Source organism: Rufibacter psychrotolerans (genome assembly GCF_016924645.1).
Taxonomy (GTDB): domain Bacteria; phylum Bacteroidota; class Bacteroidia; order Cytophagales; family Hymenobacteraceae; genus Nibribacter; species Nibribacter psychrotolerans.
The window spans coordinates 1-17,455 of the sequence record NZ_JAFFJV010000008.1 but is presented as its reverse complement, the minus strand read 5'-3'; the positions used below and the strand labels follow the sequence as shown (position 1 = coordinate 17,455).

The 17,455-nt window shown below is 54.7% G+C and carries 14 protein-coding genes; 9 read left to right on the top strand and 5 right to left on the bottom strand.

Annotation, left to right across the window (positions count from 1 at the left end; genetic code table 11):
- Window positions 1-6: 6 nt before the first annotated feature.
- The 4 genes from JT718_RS08655 to JT718_RS08640 form a co-directional block, all read right to left on the bottom strand.
- A complete protein-coding gene (locus tag JT718_RS08655; RefSeq protein WP_205501836.1) occupies window positions 7-876 on the bottom strand; it encodes an ATP-grasp domain-containing protein in 870 nt (289 codons plus the stop codon).
- A gap of 165 nt (window positions 877-1,041) precedes the next feature.
- On the bottom strand, window positions 1,042-2,370 hold the full coding sequence (locus JT718_RS08650) for an amidohydrolase (protein ID WP_205501835.1): 1,329 nt from the start codon (window positions 2,368-2,370) through the stop codon (window positions 1,042-1,044).
- 604 nt (window positions 2,371-2,974) lie between these two features.
- Window positions 2,975-4,765, bottom strand: coding sequence for a thiamine pyrophosphate-requiring protein (locus JT718_RS08645; RefSeq protein WP_205501834.1), 1,791 nt, complete (start codon window positions 4,763-4,765; stop codon window positions 2,975-2,977).
- A 287-nt stretch (window positions 4,766-5,052) separates the two neighbouring features.
- The gene (locus tag JT718_RS08640) at window positions 5,053-6,381 is read right to left on the bottom strand and encodes an amidohydrolase (protein WP_205501833.1); all 1,329 of its coding nucleotides are present in this window, start codon (window positions 6,379-6,381) and stop codon (window positions 5,053-5,055) included.
- 395 nt (window positions 6,382-6,776) lie between these two features.
- Between JT718_RS08640 and JT718_RS08635 the strand changes: the two genes are divergently transcribed.
- From JT718_RS08635 to JT718_RS08595, 9 genes are all read left to right on the top strand, one after another.
- A complete protein-coding gene (locus JT718_RS08635; protein ID WP_205501832.1) occupies window positions 6,777-9,722 on the top strand; it encodes a M1 family metallopeptidase in 2,946 nt (981 codons plus the stop codon).
- A 141-nt stretch (window positions 9,723-9,863) separates the two neighbouring features.
- Window positions 9,864-10,469 carry an inorganic diphosphatase gene (locus tag JT718_RS08630; RefSeq protein ID WP_205501831.1) on the top strand — a complete coding sequence of 202 codons (606 nt, stop codon included), beginning with the start codon at window positions 9,864-9,866 and terminating at the stop codon, window positions 10,467-10,469.
- Between the two features lie 158 nt (window positions 10,470-10,627).
- On the top strand, window positions 10,628-12,280 hold the full coding sequence (gene pgi, locus JT718_RS08625) for a glucose-6-phosphate isomerase (protein ID WP_205501830.1): 1,653 nt from the start codon (window positions 10,628-10,630) through the stop codon (window positions 12,278-12,280).
- A 109-nt stretch (window positions 12,281-12,389) separates the two neighbouring features.
- Window positions 12,390-12,782 (top strand): hypothetical protein, encoded by a 393-nt coding sequence (locus tag JT718_RS08620; protein WP_205501829.1) that lies wholly within the window; start codon window positions 12,390-12,392, stop codon window positions 12,780-12,782.
- Window positions 12,783-12,936: 154 nt separating this feature from the next.
- Window positions 12,937-13,218, top strand: coding sequence for a type II toxin-antitoxin system RelE/ParE family toxin (locus JT718_RS08615; RefSeq protein WP_205501828.1), 282 nt, complete (start codon window positions 12,937-12,939; stop codon window positions 13,216-13,218).
- Between the two features lies 1 nt (window position 13,219).
- Complete coding sequence (locus JT718_RS08610; protein WP_205501827.1) at window positions 13,220-13,519, top strand: HigA family addiction module antitoxin; 300 nt, start codon at window positions 13,220-13,222, stop codon at window positions 13,517-13,519.
- An 86-nt stretch (window positions 13,520-13,605) separates the two neighbouring features.
- On the top strand, window positions 13,606-14,121 hold the full coding sequence (locus tag JT718_RS08605; protein ID WP_205501826.1) for a YdeI/OmpD-associated family protein: 516 nt from the start codon (window positions 13,606-13,608) through the stop codon (window positions 14,119-14,121).
- Between the two features lie 369 nt (window positions 14,122-14,490).
- The gene (locus JT718_RS08600) at window positions 14,491-15,315 is read left to right on the top strand and encodes a Cof-type HAD-IIB family hydrolase (protein WP_205501825.1); all 825 of its coding nucleotides are present in this window, start codon (window positions 14,491-14,493) and stop codon (window positions 15,313-15,315) included.
- Between the two features lie 88 nt (window positions 15,316-15,403).
- Window positions 15,404-16,258: a pirin family protein gene (locus JT718_RS08595; protein WP_205501824.1), complete on the top strand. Its 855-nt coding sequence runs from the start codon at window positions 15,404-15,406 to the stop codon at window positions 16,256-16,258.
- A 108-nt stretch (window positions 16,259-16,366) separates the two neighbouring features.
- On the opposite strand, the gene JT718_RS08590 is transcribed toward JT718_RS08595, so the two are convergent.
- Window positions 16,367-17,287 (bottom strand): bestrophin family protein, encoded by a 921-nt coding sequence (locus JT718_RS08590; RefSeq protein WP_205501823.1) that lies wholly within the window; start codon window positions 17,285-17,287, stop codon window positions 16,367-16,369.
- Window positions 17,288-17,455: the final 168 nt, after the last annotated feature.

Below are 17,455 nucleotides of genomic sequence, written 5' to 3'. Positions count from 1 at the left end.
CAATGCTTACAGCATCTCTTTCAAGGCCTGATAGTAATTCTCCAGGGAGTGCGGATGGGTGTGCAGGTACAGGAACGGTTCAATCAGTTCCAGTTCCATCAGTTGCAGTTCCTCGCCAACCACCACGCCGTCTACCCGGGCGTACAGGCAGTTTAGGGCAAACTGATCTACCATTTTCTGGGCTTGGGCTAACAGGTGCGCCGGCGCTTCCTGCGGCTGAATGGTACCGCCAAAGAAATGCTGCACCCTAAAATCGCCAGATTTAGCCGATTTAAGCAGACAGTGGCTGTATTTCCCGTTGAAGAACAGGAACGACCACTCGCCTTCTTCCTGAATCTGGGGCACGAAAGGCTGAGCCAGGAAATCCTCTGCCGCCAGCAGTTCCTGCAATCTGGGCACTACCTGCTCCGCCTCTTCTTTGATTACCACAAACGTGTTCTTCGCGCCGCCGCTCACGCTGGGTTTGATGATCAGTTTATCGGTTTGGAATAAGTCAAAATATTGGGCCAGTTCTGCGGCTACTCCTCTTTTGAGCAGGGCGGTGGGTACAATGGGCAAGCCGGCTTTCTCTACTTCCAACAGGTAATGCTTGTCGGCGTTCCAGCGGATGATGGAGATGGGGTTCAACGTGCGAAGACCCGTGGCTTCTACACGATCCAGCCAGGCCCGGAAGGCTTCAAATTTGTCAAAGTAATCCCAGGGCGATTTAAAGATGGCGGCGTCATACTGCTGCCAGTTCACGGCCGGGTTGTCCCATACCTCCGGGGTAATGTCAATGCCTTTGGATGTAAGAAAATCAATGAGCACTCCGTCTTCGCTGCCGCTCAGGGCACCGTAGCTTTGGAGCGCCTCATAGGTCACTAATGCTAGTTTCAAGGTTGGTAAGATTGATGTGTAAAAAAATACGTGTGGATGGTGGCCCCACCCCTGCCCCTCCCAGGAGGGGAATTTTCACTGGTATACAGGATAAGAGACTCCCCTCCTGGGAGGGGTGGGTAACCGGTTTCTAGCCTGTTTTCAGGAAAACAGGCTAGAAACCGGTTACTTCAAGGGGTTGTTGAGATAGTCTATGGCCAAATTGGCTAAAGCCCGCACACCCAGTTTTAGGCCACTTTCCTCAATATAGAAATCCGGGGTGTGGTGCGAGGGGGCTTTGGCGGGATCTGCGCCTTTGGGCATGCCGCCCAGGAAGAGGTACAGCCCCGGTACTTTCTGCTGGAAGTAGGCGTAATCCTCGGCAATGGTCACGGGTTTGGTGAGCTTCACCTGGTTGGTACCGGCTACGCGTTGCAGCGAAGGCAGCATGTGGGCGGTAAGGGCCTCGTGGTTGTAGGTAACGGGTGTCATTTCCTGGATCTGCACTTCGGCAGTTGCCCCGGCTCCCGTGGCGATACTGGTGGCCGTCTGCTTCAGCCGCTCATGAATCTGCTGCTGCATGGGCACATCCAGCGCCCGGATGGTCCCGATCATCTCCACCTGCGTAGGCACGATGTTGGCGCGAACGCCCCCGTTAATGGCTCCCACCGTCACGATGGCCGCCGCATTGGTCAGGTCTACCTGGCGGCTCACAATGGTCTGCAAAGCGGTTACAATGTACGCCGAGGTGACTACCGGGTCCACGCCCATCCAGGGGGTGCCGCCGTGCGCCTGCTGGCCTTTTACAATAATCTTGAAGTTATCTGAGCTGGCCATCATGCCCTGCGGCCGATAGGTAATGGTGCCCACTTCCACGTCTGAGCGGATGTGTAGCCCGAACATGGCATCTACCCTGGGGTTCTCCAGCACGCCTTCCTGCACCATCAGCTTCGCGCCGCCCACCTGTCCGGGAGCGGAACCCTCCTCAGCGGGCTGAAACACGAATTTTACCGTGCCTTTCAGGTCTTTCTTCACGCTGCTCAGCACCTCGGCCACGCCCATGAGCATGGCTACGTGCGCATCGTGGCCGCAGGCGTGCATTACGCCTACTTGCTGCCCCTCAAAGGTGGTTTTCACTTTAGAGGCAAACGGCAGGTTGTGGGTGTTGTTCTCCGTCACCGGCAAAGCATCCATGTCGGCGCGCAGGGCCACCACTGGTCCGGGCTGACCGCCTTTCAGGATGCCTACTATGCCCGTTCTGGCTACGCCGGTTTTCACCTCCAGCCCTAGGGCCTTGAGGTGCTTCGCGATTTTTTCAGCGGTTTTCACCTCAAAGTTGCCCAGCTCCGGGTTTTGGTGCAGGTCTCTACGCCACTGGATGACCTTCGGCTCCACCTTATCGGCGAGCTGGTCCAGTTGGGTTTGCACGCCTGAGGTTTGAGCCTTACCCACAAGAGAAAAACTTAGGCACCCGGTCAGAAAGAGCAGGGTTTTAAATGTATTTATTCTGAACATGAGATTCCGTTTGGTTTTGAGCCGCTTCGGGAAAAGTAGCCCTAAAACACAAAAGTACGGCGTGTGGTTGGGAAAAGGAATTCTGGCAAGCGAGTTGGGAGAAGCTAAAATCCAAGGACTACCGGATAGTACCGCTGGCGCGAGCGTCCCGCTCGTGTCCGCACGTATGCCGAAAAATGCTTTGTCTCTTTCCGGTCAGACTTTATATGGTGCGGACTTACTTCCGTGCCTTTTATTCACAAGTCACGGAAGTAAATCCGCGCCATAGTTTAAAAGTAACCTTGAGGGATTTTAAGCAAATTATTATTTCTATTTGTCATCCTGAAAGGATCTTGTGAGCGAGCTAGAAAGACATTGAAGAAACGACTCTACCGTTCGCTCACAAGATTCTTTCAGGATGAAAAGAGGGGGTGGTGTTGCACGAAAAAACGTGAGAATGCCTGATCTTCAGATAAGCGGTGAATGAGCGTCCGGCAATGCGTGCGGACACGAGCGGGACGCTCGCGCCAGCGAACTGAACTCCTGCCTCTAGAGACAGAGGCTGCGAATCCATATCAAGCTGTTTAGAGGCTATTTTCTGGAAAATGCCCCTGAAACGCTCCAGTTATTCTTCTGTTTTCTTCTGGGCTTCCTCCACGGCCTCCTCCAAGGGTTCTTCCAAATGCCGGGCAGCGGCCTGGTCTCCTTCCTGAATGGCCGAGGCGATGTTCTCTCCGAACTTGGCGGCTACCTGCGTAGTGAACGGCACAATCTCTGGGTCGGCGAGCACGTCAATTACTACGGGACGATCTGCCTGTAAGGCTTCCTGTAAGGCGGAGTCAACCTGGTCTGGGCTTTCAATGCGGATGCCTTTCAGGCCGAGGCTTTCGGCGTATTGGGCGAAGTTGAAATCAGGCAGTACCTGGGAGGCATCAAACTTGGGATTGCCTTCGTTTGCGCGCTGCTCCCAGGTCACGAAGTTGAGGTCACGGTTGTTGAGCACCAGCACAATCAGGCGCGGATCGGTCCACTGGTGCCAGTATTTCTGGATGGTGAGTAGTTCGGCGTTGCTGCTCATCTGCATGGCACCGTCGCCGGCAAACGCCACGGCCAAGCGGTCTGGGTAAGCGAATTTGGCGGCGATGGCGTACGGCACGGCGCAGCCCATGGTGGCCAACGTGCCCGAAACCGAGAACTTCATGCCTTCCCTGATTCTGATGTATTGCGACATCCAGCTGGAAGAGGAACCCGAATCGGCGGCCAGGATGCTGTTATCCGGCAACAAGGGCGAGAACTTCTGGAAGACCAGTTTAGGGTTCACCGGATTGGCCGGGTGCGTGGCCTGCTCCTCGGTTTGCTGCCACCAGTCTTTGATGTTCTGCTCAATCTGCTCGCGCCAGCTGCGGTCTTCTTTGCGGTGCAGGTGCGGCAGCAAGGCCCGTAGGGTCTCGGCACTGTCACCGATGAGCGGCACTTCCATGGGGTACCGGATGCTGAGCATGCGGCCATCCAGGTCTATCTGCACGCCGCGCGCCTGCCTTTCTTTGGGGAGGAACTCGGCGTACGGAAAGCTGGAGCCTATCATGAGCAGCGTATCGCAGTTCTCCATCATCTGGTGGCTGGCCGTGGTCCCGAAGAACCCGATGCCGCCCGTCACAAACGGCAATTCATCGGGCAGCACCGCTTTGCCCAGGTACGCCTTCGCCACCCCCGCACCCAGCACCTCTGCTACCTGGATTACCTCCTGAGCGGCGTCTTTGGCTCCGGCACCCACCAGAATAGCTATTTTCTTACCACTGTTCAGCACCTCGGCGGCTTTTTGCAGGTCTTCCTCTCGGGGCAGCACCCTTGGCATCAGGTACCCGATGCCCGAGTGGATGGTGCCGTGCTCGTGTTTGGGTTCCTCGTAGTCCAGTTCCTGCACATCGTTGGGCAGGATGACGCAGGTGACGGTGCGCTGGTCCCGGGCGATGCGGAAAGCGCGGTCAATCAGGTGGCGTACCTGGCTGGCATCGGTGGCCATCTGCACAAACTCGCTGGCTACGTCTTTGAACAGCGTCATTAAGTCTACTTCCTGCTGCGCATGTCCGCCCAGAGCTTTGCGGGGCTTCTGCCCTATGAGCGCCACTACCGGCTGATGGTCCAGCTTGGCATCATACAAGCCATTGAGCAGGTGGATGGCACCCGGCCCGGAGGTGGCCAGGCAAACGCCCACCTCGCCGGTGTACTTAGCATGGGCGCAGGCCATGAGCGAGGCGACTTCCTCGTGCCGCACCTGCACAAACTCCAGCTTGCCCTCGGCCCGGTCCAAAGCACCCATGACGCCGTTGATGCCATCGCCGGGGTACCCGAAGATGCGGGTCACGCCCCATTTGCTTAGTCTGTCTATGATGAAATCGCTGACTTGCTGTGCCATACCTTCGTGGGTTAGAAACTTTCTTTCTGATTATTTCTTACAAAATCAGTTCTAAACAGGTACGACCTCAGGAGCAGATGGTTCAGCAGGGAACTGGTCAGGGTCTGTTTTACAGCCGTTTCCCATAAACCAGACCTAAAACGAAAAAGCCGATGAGCAACAGTATTCCTCCATAAACAGAAACCCCGAGTCACCTTATTGGAACCGCATAAAAACGCAAAGACAAGGCAATGCCTTGTCTCTACAATTCTTAACGTTTGTGAAAGTTTTACCTCCGTGGTTTCGGATTATTGCCCTGAGGTGCTGTTCAAGGGGTTGTTGAGGTAATCTACCGCCAGGTAGGCCAGGGTACGCACGCCTAGTTTGAGACCGCTTTCGTCAATCATAAAGTCGGGGGTGTGGTGCGCGGGCGTTTTAGAAGGGTCCTGCCCTTTGGCCATGCCGCCCACGAAAACGAACACGCCCGGCACTTTCTGCTGATAATAGGCGAAGTCCTCGGCTCCGGTCACGGCTTTGGTTAAAACTACCTTCTGCTTGCCCGCCGCGCGTTCCAGGGAGGGCAGCATGTGGGCGGTGAGGGCTACGTGGTTGTAGGTGATGGGTGTGTTTTTCACGATCTCCACCTCGGCGGTGGCCCCTGCGCTCTCGGCGATGAGCGTGGCCGTGCGCCGCAGTTTCTCATGCAGTTGGTCCTGCATTTTGGGGTCCAGCGCCCGGATGGTGCCGATCATTTCCACCTCCTCGGGGATGATGTTGGTTCTTACCCCACCATGGATGGCACCAACCGTAATCACCGCAGCCTCGTTGGTCAGTTCCATCTGTCGGCTCACGATGGTCTGGATGCCGTTGATGATCTGCGCCGATACCACAATGGGGTCCACACTGGCCCAGGGGTACGCGCCGTGTGCCTGGCGGCCTTTCACCTTGATCTTGAAGTTATCGGAGCTGGCCATGGTGCCCTGCGGACGGTATTTGAGGGTGCCCACCTCGGTAGCAGAGTTGATGTGCAGCCCGAAAATGGCGTCTACTTTGGGGTTCTCCAGCGCTCCTTCGGCCACCATCACATCAGCGCCGCCTTCCTCACCGGCCGGTGCGCCTTCCTCAGCGGGCTGGAAGATGAATTTCACGGTGCCTTTCAGGTCTTTCTTGTGCTGGGCCAGAATCTCGGCAGCGCCCATGAGCATGGCCATGTGCGTATCGTGGCCGCAGGCATGCATGACTCCTACCTGTTGGTTATTGAACGTGGTGCGCACTTTGGAGGCGAAGGGCAGGCTGTTGCGCTCGGTCACCGGCAAAGCATCCATATCGGCGCGCAGGGCGACTACGGGTCCGGGCTGACCGCCTTTCAGGATGGCCACCACGCCGGTTTTGGCAACGCCCGTCTTCACCTCAAACCCGAGGCTTTTCAGGTGCTTGGCCACTTTCTCGGCGGTTTTTTCTTCGCGGTTGCTGAGCTCAGGGAACTGGTGGAAATCGCGGCGCCACTGGATCACTTTCGGCTCTATTTTGTCGGCCAGCTGGTCTATCTGCGCGTGCAGGTTGGACGTCTGGGCGAAGGCGGTTTGCGCCAGGGCAGCCAATGAAAGCGCCGAGGCCCATTTCTGGAAAGTATTCATTTGTTTGTTTGGTGAAGGTACAGGTGGATGCTGGGTCAGAAATCAATCTCTATTTTAAGCATAATTTCTGAGAAACCGGCTAAAAACGCCTGAAGTCTGGCAAAGAGCGCTTTGAACGGAAAGAATCGAGCCTATCCTAGAACCGAAATTAAAATTCATGTACTATGGCGCGGAAGTTACTTCCGTGACTAACGAGTAAGGGGAAGGCACGGAAGTAACTTCCGCGCCATAGTAGAAGCATCTTTCTCAACCAATCCGAACCTTCGGAAAACGGGCAGCCGGTTCCTGAGGCGCCTCGATCATAATGCACGGAAGTAACTTCCGAGCAATAGAGGAATATACTCGTTATTTGAATTTGCAAAATCGCGTACTTTGGAGGCAAATTCTCGCCCTACATGACGCATTTCCGGTTTCTACTTGCTTTCGTTCTACTGTTCCCTTTTTCCGTTTCTGCCCAGAAAACCTACTGGCAACAGGAAGTCCATTACAAAATAGACGTGACACTGGATGATCAGCGGCACACGCTCAAAGCCACCGAGCAGCTGGAATACATCAACCACTCGCCGGAGACGCTTACGTTTCTGTACTTCCACCTGTGGCCCAACGCCTATCAGGACCGAAACACCGCCTTCGCCCGACAGCAGTTGGTGAACGACGAGGACAAATTCTACTTTGCCCCGAAGGAGGCGCGCGGTTCCATTTCGGGGCTGGATTTCAAAATAAACGGCCAAAACGTAAAGTGGGAACTGGACGCGAAGAACCCCGACATTGCCAAACTCACCTTGAATCAACCGCTGGGGCCGGGCGGTCGCATTACCATCAGCACGCCGTTCCAGGTGAAGTTACCGGAATCGTTTTCCCGCCTGGGGCACGTGGGGCAATCGTACCAGATCACGCAGTGGTACCCTAAACCGGCGGTGTTTGACCACAAAGGCTGGCACCCCATGCCGTACCTGGACCAGGGCGAGTTCTACTCAGAATACGGCTCTTTTGACGTGCGCATCACCCTGCCCGCCAACTACACCGTAGGTGCCACTGGCGAACTGCAGAACCCCGAGGAACAAGCCCGATTGGACAGCCTGGCGCAAGTGACTGCCGCTAAAAAAGAATTTAATGAGCAAGATGTGGACTTCCCTCCCTCGGCTGGCAAAACCAAAACCCTGCACTACAAACAGGACCGTATCCATGATTTTGCATGGTTCGCGGATAAGCGGTTCAACGTGCTCAAGAGCCAGGTGACGCTTCCGGCCTCTAAACGCCCCGTGACTACGTGGCTGCTGTTCACCAACCGAAACGCCGAGGAATGGATCAGAACCCAGCAAGACATCAACGATGCCGTCTACTACTATTCGCTCTGGCTGGGTGATTACCCGTATGCGCACGCTACCGCCGTGGATGGTGCCCTGAGCGCGGGTGCGGGCATGGAATATCCCATGGTGACGGTGACGGAGCCCGAGGCCATCATCCACGAGGTGGGCCACAACTGGTTCTACGGTATTCTGGGCAGCAACGAGCGGCAGCATCCCTGGCTGGACGAGGGCATCAACAGCTACTACGAGTTCAGGACCAAAGCGCAACGGAAACCCTATGCCGGCATCCTGTCCAGCGAGATCAACCAGAATGCCATGGGTCGGTTCCTGGGCGTGCATGACCTGCCGCCCGCCGGGATTGATGCCGTGGCCTTTCTCTCGGCGGCCAGTCGGGGGTTGGAGCAGCCTATTACGTCTCCGGCTATTCAGTTCAGAACCCTCAACTACGGCACCGGCGTCTACCTGAAAACGGCTCACCTGTTCCAGTACCTGGAGAAGTACCTGGGCACCGCCCGCTTTGACAGCGCCATGCACAGTTACTACCGGCAATGGCAGTTCCGGCACCCCTACCCCGAGGATTTACAGGCGGTTCTGGAGAAATCTACCGGAGAACCGTTGCACTGGTTCTTCCAGGAGCTGCTGCCTTCCACCGCCATCCCAGACGCGCACCTGCAAAACGTAACTACCTCGGGCGGCAACACCCAGGCCGTGGTGCGGCAAACCGGGAAACTGGCGCTGCCGGTACAGGTAGCCGCCCTTAACACCGAGGGGCAGCTTCTGGAAACCCACTGGACCAAACCGGGCGAGCGCGAACAAACCGTGACGTTTACCGCCTCCCACATTGACCGGATTGTGGTGGACCCTAATTATTACTTCCCGGAGCTGGACCGCCGCGACAACCAATACCGCGTGGGCCGGGCGTTCGCTAAAAGTGAGCCGCTGCACCTACAGCCTCTGCTGGGCATTGAGCACATAGACAAAAAGCAGTTGTTTGTAGCTCCGGCTTTGGGGTATAACACCCACGATGGGTTCCAATTAGGAGCCTTGCTCTATAACTCCCTGCCCACCGAACACAAGCTCAACTATGTGGTCATGCCGATGTTCGGCTTTAGCAGTACGCGCCTTACCGGTCTGGCCGATGTTCGCTTCCGGGTTCCCTCGCAAGGTTTCCTGCGCAAGATGGACGTGGGTGTACAAGGTCAGCGGTTCGCCAATTTCCATACGCTTGCGCCCAGCATCACCTTCCATAACCGCCTGAATAACCCGAACACAGCCCGGCAGCAACTTACGCTGGCCTGGCATTACGTGCAGGATGATTTCCTGCCAGATTTCCACGCGCCTCGCCTCGCGTACCAACTTACTACCCAAAATGCGGTGGCGGGTACCCAGGTAAATTTTGACGTCACTATGTTCCGGTATCAGGCGCAATCCTTTGTGCCAGTCGTTGATCCGCTGTTCGCCAACGAGGAGGCTACTTTCAACCCGGTCAGATTGAGGCTTTCTTTGGAAAACTGGTTCAAATACCGGCCTAAAAAGGAAATCAGGTTGCGTGGCTTTGTGGGCTTCATGGCCGATAACGACTATTCCCGGAGTCCGTTTGGTTTGGGCTTAGCTGGCAGCCCCGATTACCTGAAGCAGACCCCATTCTTCAACCGTCGGGAGATGTTCACTTCTCTGGAAGGCCCCGCGGCCATTCGGCAGACCGATCTAGCGGATGGTGGTTTCCGGAACGCCGTGCCCGTTATGAGCCAGGAATGGATGGCCACCGTCAACCTCACCGCTGATTTGCCCGTGACGCCTTTCGCCGTGTACCTGGACCTGGGCCACGTGCAGGAACTGGACCGGTTGCTCTACGGAACCGGCTTGCAGCTTTCCTTCTTCCGCAATGCCGTTCAGATCTATTTCCCTGTGGCCGGCAGCAATTACGCGGATGATTTCCCCGCTACGTTCAAAGATTTCACGCGCAACATCCGCTACTCCCTGAACCTGCAGCGCCTGAACCCTTTCCGCTTGCTGGACGAACTGCAGTAGGGTGATGAGTGATTGAGAGAATGAAGGATTGATGAAAATTGCCAGAGAAGGAATGATCAGGATTGATAGAGGAAGTGGAAACTGGGCGTTTTTACCGTATTTTTCAGAAATTAGGCTGAAAACGATTTTGCTTTCCTTTCTATGCACTACTCCGCTCTTAAGACTTGGCAGCTTTCTCTGCTTTTCCTCTTTGTGCTTTGCCTCGGTTGTACAACCGATTACCAGAACCTGCCCGCCATCACGGAGACCAAGCATTGGCAAGCGGTGATAGAAACGCCCTCGGGCTCCACGCAGCCGCTGGTGTATGATGCGCAGGAGAAGGAATTTGTGCCGCAACTGGAGGCCGGGCAACCGCGCAAATTGGAGTTTCTGCCCTATCCCGGCAACGAGGGATTTATTCCGTCTACCCTAGTAGACTCCACCCAAAGCAGTCCGGCGGCTCCGTTGCCGGTGCTGGTCTTGTGCAACCAGAAAGAACCGGGTACGGTGCTGGAGATTCTGCCGGTGGGCGTGCTGGTGCTGGAGACCGATGGCGAGCTGCGGCACGTGGTGGTAGCCGTTCCCGCCCGACCCAGTGAGCAGACCATCTCGCCCAACTCCTACAGCGATTTTTCGGCGCGCTATCCGGCAGTAAAGAGTATCCTGCAGCAATGGTACCTGAACGCCGATCCCCGGAAACCTACTCACCTCATGGGCTGGAAAGACGAGATGTACGCCGATAAACTGATCCAGCAGTGGGTGCGCTGAGGCAGCCTCGGGTTTTAAGGCGATTTCTGGAAAACTGGCCCAAAACCAAGGGCCGGAAGGCTGCCCTTTTACCCGCCGCTTTCTGCCTCGGGTTTTCTAAAGTCGGCACAATTCCTATCTTCGCTACCGCCAATCAAAACTGAACCAAAAGACAACGCATGTTTCCAACTATAAATCCTACTACTACCCAGGCCTGGGAGAAGCTCACGCAGCATTACGGCCAAATCAAAAACGTTCATCTGAAAGACGCCTTCGCGCAGGACCCACAGCGGTTTGAGAAGTTCAGCGTCACGTTTGAGAACATTCTGCTGGATTACTCCAAAAACCGCATCACCGAGGAAACCCGCCAACTGCTGGTGCAACTGGCCCAGGAATGCGGCCTGAATGACGCCATTGAGGCCATGTTCACCGGCGAGCGTATCAACTTCACCGAGAACCGCGCGGTATTGCACGTGGCCTTGCGCAACCTGTCCAACGCGCCTATTCTGGAAGACGGCAAGGATGTGATGCCCGAGGTGAACCGCGTACTGGCGCAGGTAGAGAAATTCTCCAACGAGATCATCAACGGCGACTGGAAAGGCTATACCGGCAAACCCATTGACACCATTGTGAACATAGGCATTGGCGGTTCAGATTTGGGTCCGGTGATGGTGACCGAGGCCCTGAAAGCCTACCAGAAACCGAACATCACCACGTACTTTGTTTCCAACGTGGACGGCACGCACATTGCCGAGACGCTGAAAAAGATAAACCCCGAGACCACGCTGTTCATGATTGCCTCCAAGACGTTCACCACGCAGGAGACCATGACCAACGCGCACAGCGCCCGCAGCTGGTTCCTGGACCAGGTGCAGGACGAGGAGCACATCAAGAAGCACTTCGTGGCGCTTTCCACCAATTCCGTGGCTGTGGCCGAGTTTGGCATTGATACCAAGAACATGTTTGAGTTCTGGGACTGGGTGGGTGGCCGCTACTCGCTGTGGTCGGCCATCGGGTTGTCCATCGCCTGCACCATCGGGTACGAGAACTTCAGGGAGTTACTGGCCGGGGCTCATGCCATGGACAATCACTTCCGCACCGCGCCCTTGGAAGAGAACCTGCCCGTGATTCTGGCCTTGCTGGGCATCTGGTACAACAACTTCTTCGGGGCCGAAAGCCACGCGCTGCTGCCCTATGACCAATACATGCATCGCTTTGCCGCTTATTTCCAGCAGGGCGACATGGAAAGCAATGGCAAGTACGTAGACCGCAACGGCCAGCCGGTAAGTTACCAGACCGGTCCAATCATCTGGGGCGAGCCGGGCACCAACGGCCAGCACGCGTTCTACCAGTTGATCCACCAGGGCACCAAACTTATCCCCTGCGATTTCCTGGCACCCGCCATTAGCCACAACCCCATCGGGGATCACCATCCTAAACTGATGGCCAACTTCTTCGCGCAGACCGAGGCCCTGATGAACGGCAAAGACGAAGAGCAGGTAATCCAGGAGATGCACCGCATGAGCTGCTCTGAGGAGGAAATCAACACGCTGAAAGCGTTCAAGATATTTGAAGGAAACCGGCCTACCAACTCCATCCTGTTCAAGCAGCTGGACCCCAGAACCCTGGGCAGCCTCATTGCCATGTACGAGCACAAGATCTTCGTGCAGGGCGTGATCTGGAACGTCTTCAGCTTTGACCAGTGGGGCGTGGAACTAGGCAAGCAATTGGCCAAGCAAATCCTGCCGGAGCTGACTTCTGCTGAGCAAGTAACCTCCCATGACAGCTCCACCAACGGCCTGATCAACCAGTTCAAAGCCTTCAGGCAATAGGCGTTACAATTTGCAAGCTCTTCTTAAATTCATTCTGGTTATTTGTTTCTATAAACAGGTAACCGGAATGAATTTCTTTTTATATTCTAGTTCTCAGTAATTAATATTTATGGAATTCAAGCCTCCTATAAGCGATCGAGAAACAGACGATTTAATCAGGATAGCAAACTTTCCTAATAAGTGGAACCCTTTGGCAGTTGAACAGGCAAAGAAGGAATTGTTGATAAGGAATGTTCCAGTAGATTACGAGAATAAAAAAGTAGCTGTATTAAACCGCTATGACCAGAAGAAAAAAGAAATAGCTGCCAAGAGAAGAGCAAAAGAAGCTTTTGAGTGGCATGAGTTCATCTTCGACTTCCATCATGTGCTTCTAGAAATGCTCTGTGATTGGGATATGAAGAAAGACGGGTATATAACAAAGCATCGTCAAAGGAAATACACACTCTCCATCATATCAATCCTGATTCTAATAGTTTATGTCTATTGGAACTTTGTAAAATAACAACTGAGCACACTGTTTAAACGTCACCCTTTGGCCGACAGCCTCATGGGTCGTTTATACGAGTCAGCTAAGCCTCACACAAGAAAATTCTTCTTGGAAAATGAATCACCAAACAGATTACTTACTTTTGGCGTTACTATCGTAAAGCGAAAGCATGATCATATCCTTTGGCTCAAAAGAAACTGAAAAGATTTGGAACGGGGAAAGAGTCGCGAAACTTCCCTTGGAGATTCAGACCCTTGGCAGACGTAAACTAAGGATGCTGAACAACTCGCAGAACATAGCAGATTTGCGGATCCCTCCCTCCAACCGATTAGAAAAGCTATCCGGGAATCTGAAAGAATTCTATAGCATCAGGATAAATGACCAATGGCGAATCATCTTCCACTGGAACAACGGGCAGGCCTCAGAAGTAAAAATAGTTGACTATCATTGACATGGAAAAGCTACCTAATATACACCCAGGAGAAATACTGCAGGAAGAATTTCTGGGACCTCTAAATATTACTGCTTACCGACTTGCCAAAGACATCAATATTCCCCAAACCAGGATATCTGAGATATTGAAAGGGAACAGAAGAATTACGGCAGACACGGCGCTCAGGCTAAGTTATTACTTCGGGAACTCTCCTAAGTTTTGGCTCGGGCTACAGGATGACTATGACTTGGAAGAAGAAAAAACGAACAAGCTGCAGGAGCTGGAAAATATAAGAAGGTTTGAGAATAACGCCGCTTAGCATTCTGTAACCACCAGCCACGCCGACAGCCTCTCCAACGTTTAGCCTATTAGTTTCAAATTACCTATCTCCATCGCTCCCTTCCCATGACACCTCTCCACTTCAAGACCCACATCGGCAAACTAGACTACCTTATGGGCACGCACTACGTGGAGATTCCGGCGGAGGTAGTGCACGCCTTAGGCGGCAAGTTCAACGTGCGGTTGCTATGCACGGTGAACAATACCGTCAGGTACCAGGGCGGAATTGTGGCCTTGGGCCAGGGCCGGGGCTACATCACGCTCACCAAACAGCGCCTGAAACAGTTGGGTGTGAAGGAAGGCAGCGAGGTTTCGGTTACCTTGGAGAAAGACCCCAGCCAATACGGCACGCCCGTTCCCGAGGAACTCTCTGAGCTCTTCATCCAGGACGACGAAGGTAAAACCCGCTTTGATCAGCTGAAACCCGGCATGCAGCGCTACATCATCCAGCACGTGGCTGCCGTCAAAAGCTCCCAGCTCCGCATTGACCGGTCTATCAAACTCATCGGGAATCTGAAACAGTTGAAACCGGGCAAGGAAACCTTCCGCGAGATTCTGGGGCTGGAGAAAAGAGAAATTTGATTCGCGGTTTTACGAAAGGGAACCACCCTGTAGAGACAAGGCAGTGCCTTGTCCCTTTCGGCATCTGGAGGCAGGCATTTTGATGGCTTTTTGGCAAAAACAGCCTAGAAACGGGAGAATGGTTCTGACTTTAGGCTGCTGCATTTGGTAATCCTGACCGATAATCGCTTGTTTTCCTGAGCACCGGTAGGAACCGTTCTGGAAACAAGGCAGTGCCTTGTCTCTACAGAGGGAAGGCAATTATTCTGAGATTTCTGGCGCCGCGTTTTGGGGCTGTTTCTAGGAAATCGGGGCCAAAACGGATTTGGATTACCGTTCCCACCTTCCGCCGCCGTACCTTTACCGAAACATATTCTCACTTACCTCTGCATGATCATCCGCGCCATTTGCTCTGATATTGACGGAACGTTGCTCAACCAAGACCGCGAGCTTTCCCAAAGAACCATAGACACCATTCAACGGCTGGACAAAAACCTGCCGTTTATCATGGCCTCGGCCAGGATGCCCAGCGCCGTGCGCCACCTGCAGGAACAGTTAGGCATTCTACACCACCCCATGATCTGCTTCAACGGCGGGTACGTGCTGCTCTACGATGATTCTACCCAGGAACCGCAGGTGCTGGACACGGTGCAGATTCCGGCCTCGGTTTGCCAGGAAATCGCCGCGCTAGCCCAAGGCACCAGCATCAACGTAAGTTTGTACCAGGACGATGCTTGGCACGCGCCGCAGGTAGACCAGTGGACAGAGCGTGAGATAAAGCACACCAAGGTGAATCCTACCATTTCCTCCACGCAGGAAGTTCTGCAGGCGTGGCAAACGGCCGCAACCGGGGCTCACAAAGTGATGTGCATGGGCTCGGCGGAAGAAATCCAGACGCTGTGGGAAGCCTTGCACCCAAGGTTTGGGGAGCAGCTGCATATTTACCGCTCCAACGACCGCTACCTGGAGATCGCGCCTAAGGCTATTTCCAAAGCCACTGCTTTAAAGCTGCTTTTGGAAAAACACTATGATTTCGGGATGGAATCGGTGATGGCTTTTGGGGACAATTACAACGATGTGGAGATGCTGGGCGCCGTGGGGCTGGGCATTGCCGTGGGAAACGCCCGCGAAGAAGCCAAAGCCGCCGCCAAAGAAGTCACCGCGCCTAGTATTGAAGACGGCGTGGCCATCGCCATTGAAAAGTATTGCCTGTAGCAGCTGCGGCACTTTCCCGCCGGATACCCTGGCACTTGGCCTTGTCTGAGGCGGTTTTCGTATATAGCAGCTCAATCAACGCATTTCCATGAGAACCATCAAGAAAATCCATAAAGCCGAGTACGCGCCCATCGCGGATCTGGTCACCTACTCGCCGTTGCCTTCCAGAAGCCTGCAGCAGGTAGACCCGTTTCTGTTCCTGAACCACCACGGGCACCAGGTGTACAAACCCAATAACCGCGGACTTCCGTTCGGGCCGCACCCGCACCGGGGCATGGAAACCGTGACCTTCATCCTGGAGGGCGACATCATGCACAAAGACTCGGGCGGGCACGAGAGCGTGATCACCGGCGGCGGCGTGCAGTGGATGACGGCGGGCCGTGGCTTGATCCATGCTGAGGTTTCTTCGTCGGAGTTCAAGAAAACCGGCGGACCACTGGAGATCCTGCAGCTGTGGGTGAACCTGCCGGCCAGGCTCAAAATGACCGAGCCAAAGTACGAAGGCCTGCAAAGAGAGAACATCCCCACTTTTACTCTGGATGAAGGCAACGTGACCGTGAACCTGGTTTCCGGCACCTGGGACGGCCACACCGGCGCGTTTGAAACGCTTTCAGACATCATGCTCAGCACCGTTTACTTCCAGGCGAGCGGCAAACTGAGCGTGGAGGTCCCTGCAGAGCGGAACATCTTCTTCTACATCATCAAAGGCACCCTCACGGTGAACGGTCAGCAAGTTCCGTTCAGAAACTTGGTGGAGTTCAACAATGATGGCTCTCAATTGCAGGTAGAAGCCTCCGAGGATAGCATCTTACTGTTCGGGCATGCGGTGCCGTTCAACGAGCCGGTAGTCGCGCAGGGCCCGTTTGTGATGAACTCCGAAGCCGAGATCTACCAGGCCTACGCCGATTACCAGCAAGGCAAATTCGGTTCCTGGAACCATTAACCAACAAAGATTTCGCATTTAACCAGAACCACCTGTTTCAGGGCTGATTTAAGAAAATCGGCTCTGAAACAGGGAGTTTGCTTTTTAAGCCATGGGCCGAAAAGACCCCTAATCCAGAATGAATCTGTTTTTTGGCGCTAAGACCGGGGGCACCTCCTGTCCGGCCATTTCCAGCAAAGAGGCTTCAATGGTCTGGCAGATCGCGTTCAGGGCTAAGTCATTGGGCTCGGTGCCAAAGGGTTCTTCAATCTCGTTCACAATGGAATCCAGCGCCATAAAGGTGTAGCCCACAAACACCACAATGAGCGGCGTCATCCACCCGATGCTGTCCACCAACCCAAACGGCAGCAGGAAACAGTACAGGTACACGGTACGGTGCAGCAGCACATTGTAGGTATACGGAATGGGCGTGCTGGCAATGCGCTCACACCCGCCCACAATGTAAGACAGTTGGTTGAGGTTATGGTCAAAGGTCGCCTGGGTAATGGAGTCTATCTGTCCGGCTTCTTTGCCGGCCTGCACCCATTGGCCCATCTCCTTAAGCAGCAGAATAGGTTTGAACCGGGCCTGCTCCAGGGCCTGCACCAACGCGGGGGGCAGCAACCGCTGGAAATCCTGGGCCGGATTGGTCTTACGCAGTTGGTGCTTGAGGGCGTACGAAAAGGCAATGAGCAGCCGCACGAAGTGGAGTACCTGCGGCGCATCGGGCCGAAGCCCGCTCATGGTCAGGGCTTGCCGGGTGAGCGAGCGGGTGTCAATCAGGAGGGCGCCCCACAGCTTGCGGCCTTCCCAGAAGCGCTCATAGCTGGCATTGTTCCGGAAACCCAGGAAGATGGCCAGCGCCACCCCCAGCAAGGTAAAGGCGGCCGGGTTCAGCGGCACCTTGTACTCAAACAGCCGGCCCTTGAAAAACACCACCACCACCGAGAGCAGCAGCAACACCGCCATGCGGGGCAGAATCACCGGCAAGACCGAGCCCTTCCACACGAAGAGCATTTTAAACCAATTCTCTTTTTCTCTGATGATCATAACCTAACTGCCTGCTAACCCGGCGCGAATGTATCTACCCGGGCGCACATATGAAAAGCCGGCCGTACCCAACTCCCGGTTTTAGGCCTTTTTTCTGGAAATAAGGCCTAAAACGGCGGTGGCCCGGGGGTCACAAAAACCGGCCCCCCCGCGCGTATTCTGGGGTGA

Coding starts and splice junctions, on each gene's coding strand:
- JT718_RS08650 (WP_205501835.1), bottom strand. CDS start 2,370: ATGTTCAGAATAAATACATTTAAAACCCTGCTCTTTCTGACCGGGTGC.
- JT718_RS08645 (WP_205501834.1), bottom strand. CDS start 4,765: ATGGCACAGCAAGTCAGCGATTTCATCATAGACAGACTAAGCAAATGG.
- JT718_RS08640 (WP_205501833.1), bottom strand. CDS start 6,381: ATGAATACTTTCCAGAAATGGGCCTCGGCGCTTTCATTGGCTGCCCTG.
- JT718_RS08635 (WP_205501832.1), top strand. CDS start 6,777: ATGACGCATTTCCGGTTTCTACTTGCTTTCGTTCTACTGTTCCCTTTT.
- JT718_RS08630 (WP_205501831.1), top strand. CDS start 9,864: ATGCACTACTCCGCTCTTAAGACTTGGCAGCTTTCTCTGCTTTTCCTC.
- pgi (WP_205501830.1), top strand. CDS start 10,628: ATGTTTCCAACTATAAATCCTACTACTACCCAGGCCTGGGAGAAGCTC.
- JT718_RS08620 (WP_205501829.1), top strand. CDS start 12,390: ATGGAATTCAAGCCTCCTATAAGCGATCGAGAAACAGACGATTTAATC.
- JT718_RS08615 (WP_205501828.1), top strand. CDS start 12,937: ATGATCATATCCTTTGGCTCAAAAGAAACTGAAAAGATTTGGAACGGG.
- JT718_RS08610 (WP_205501827.1), top strand. CDS start 13,220: ATGGAAAAGCTACCTAATATACACCCAGGAGAAATACTGCAGGAAGAA.
- JT718_RS08605 (WP_205501826.1), top strand. CDS start 13,606: ATGACACCTCTCCACTTCAAGACCCACATCGGCAAACTAGACTACCTT.
- JT718_RS08600 (WP_205501825.1), top strand. CDS start 14,491: ATGATCATCCGCGCCATTTGCTCTGATATTGACGGAACGTTGCTCAAC.
- JT718_RS08595 (WP_205501824.1), top strand. CDS start 15,404: ATGAGAACCATCAAGAAAATCCATAAAGCCGAGTACGCGCCCATCGCG.
- JT718_RS08590 (WP_205501823.1), bottom strand. CDS start 17,287: ATGATCATCAGAGAAAAAGAGAATTGGTTTAAAATGCTCTTCGTGTGG.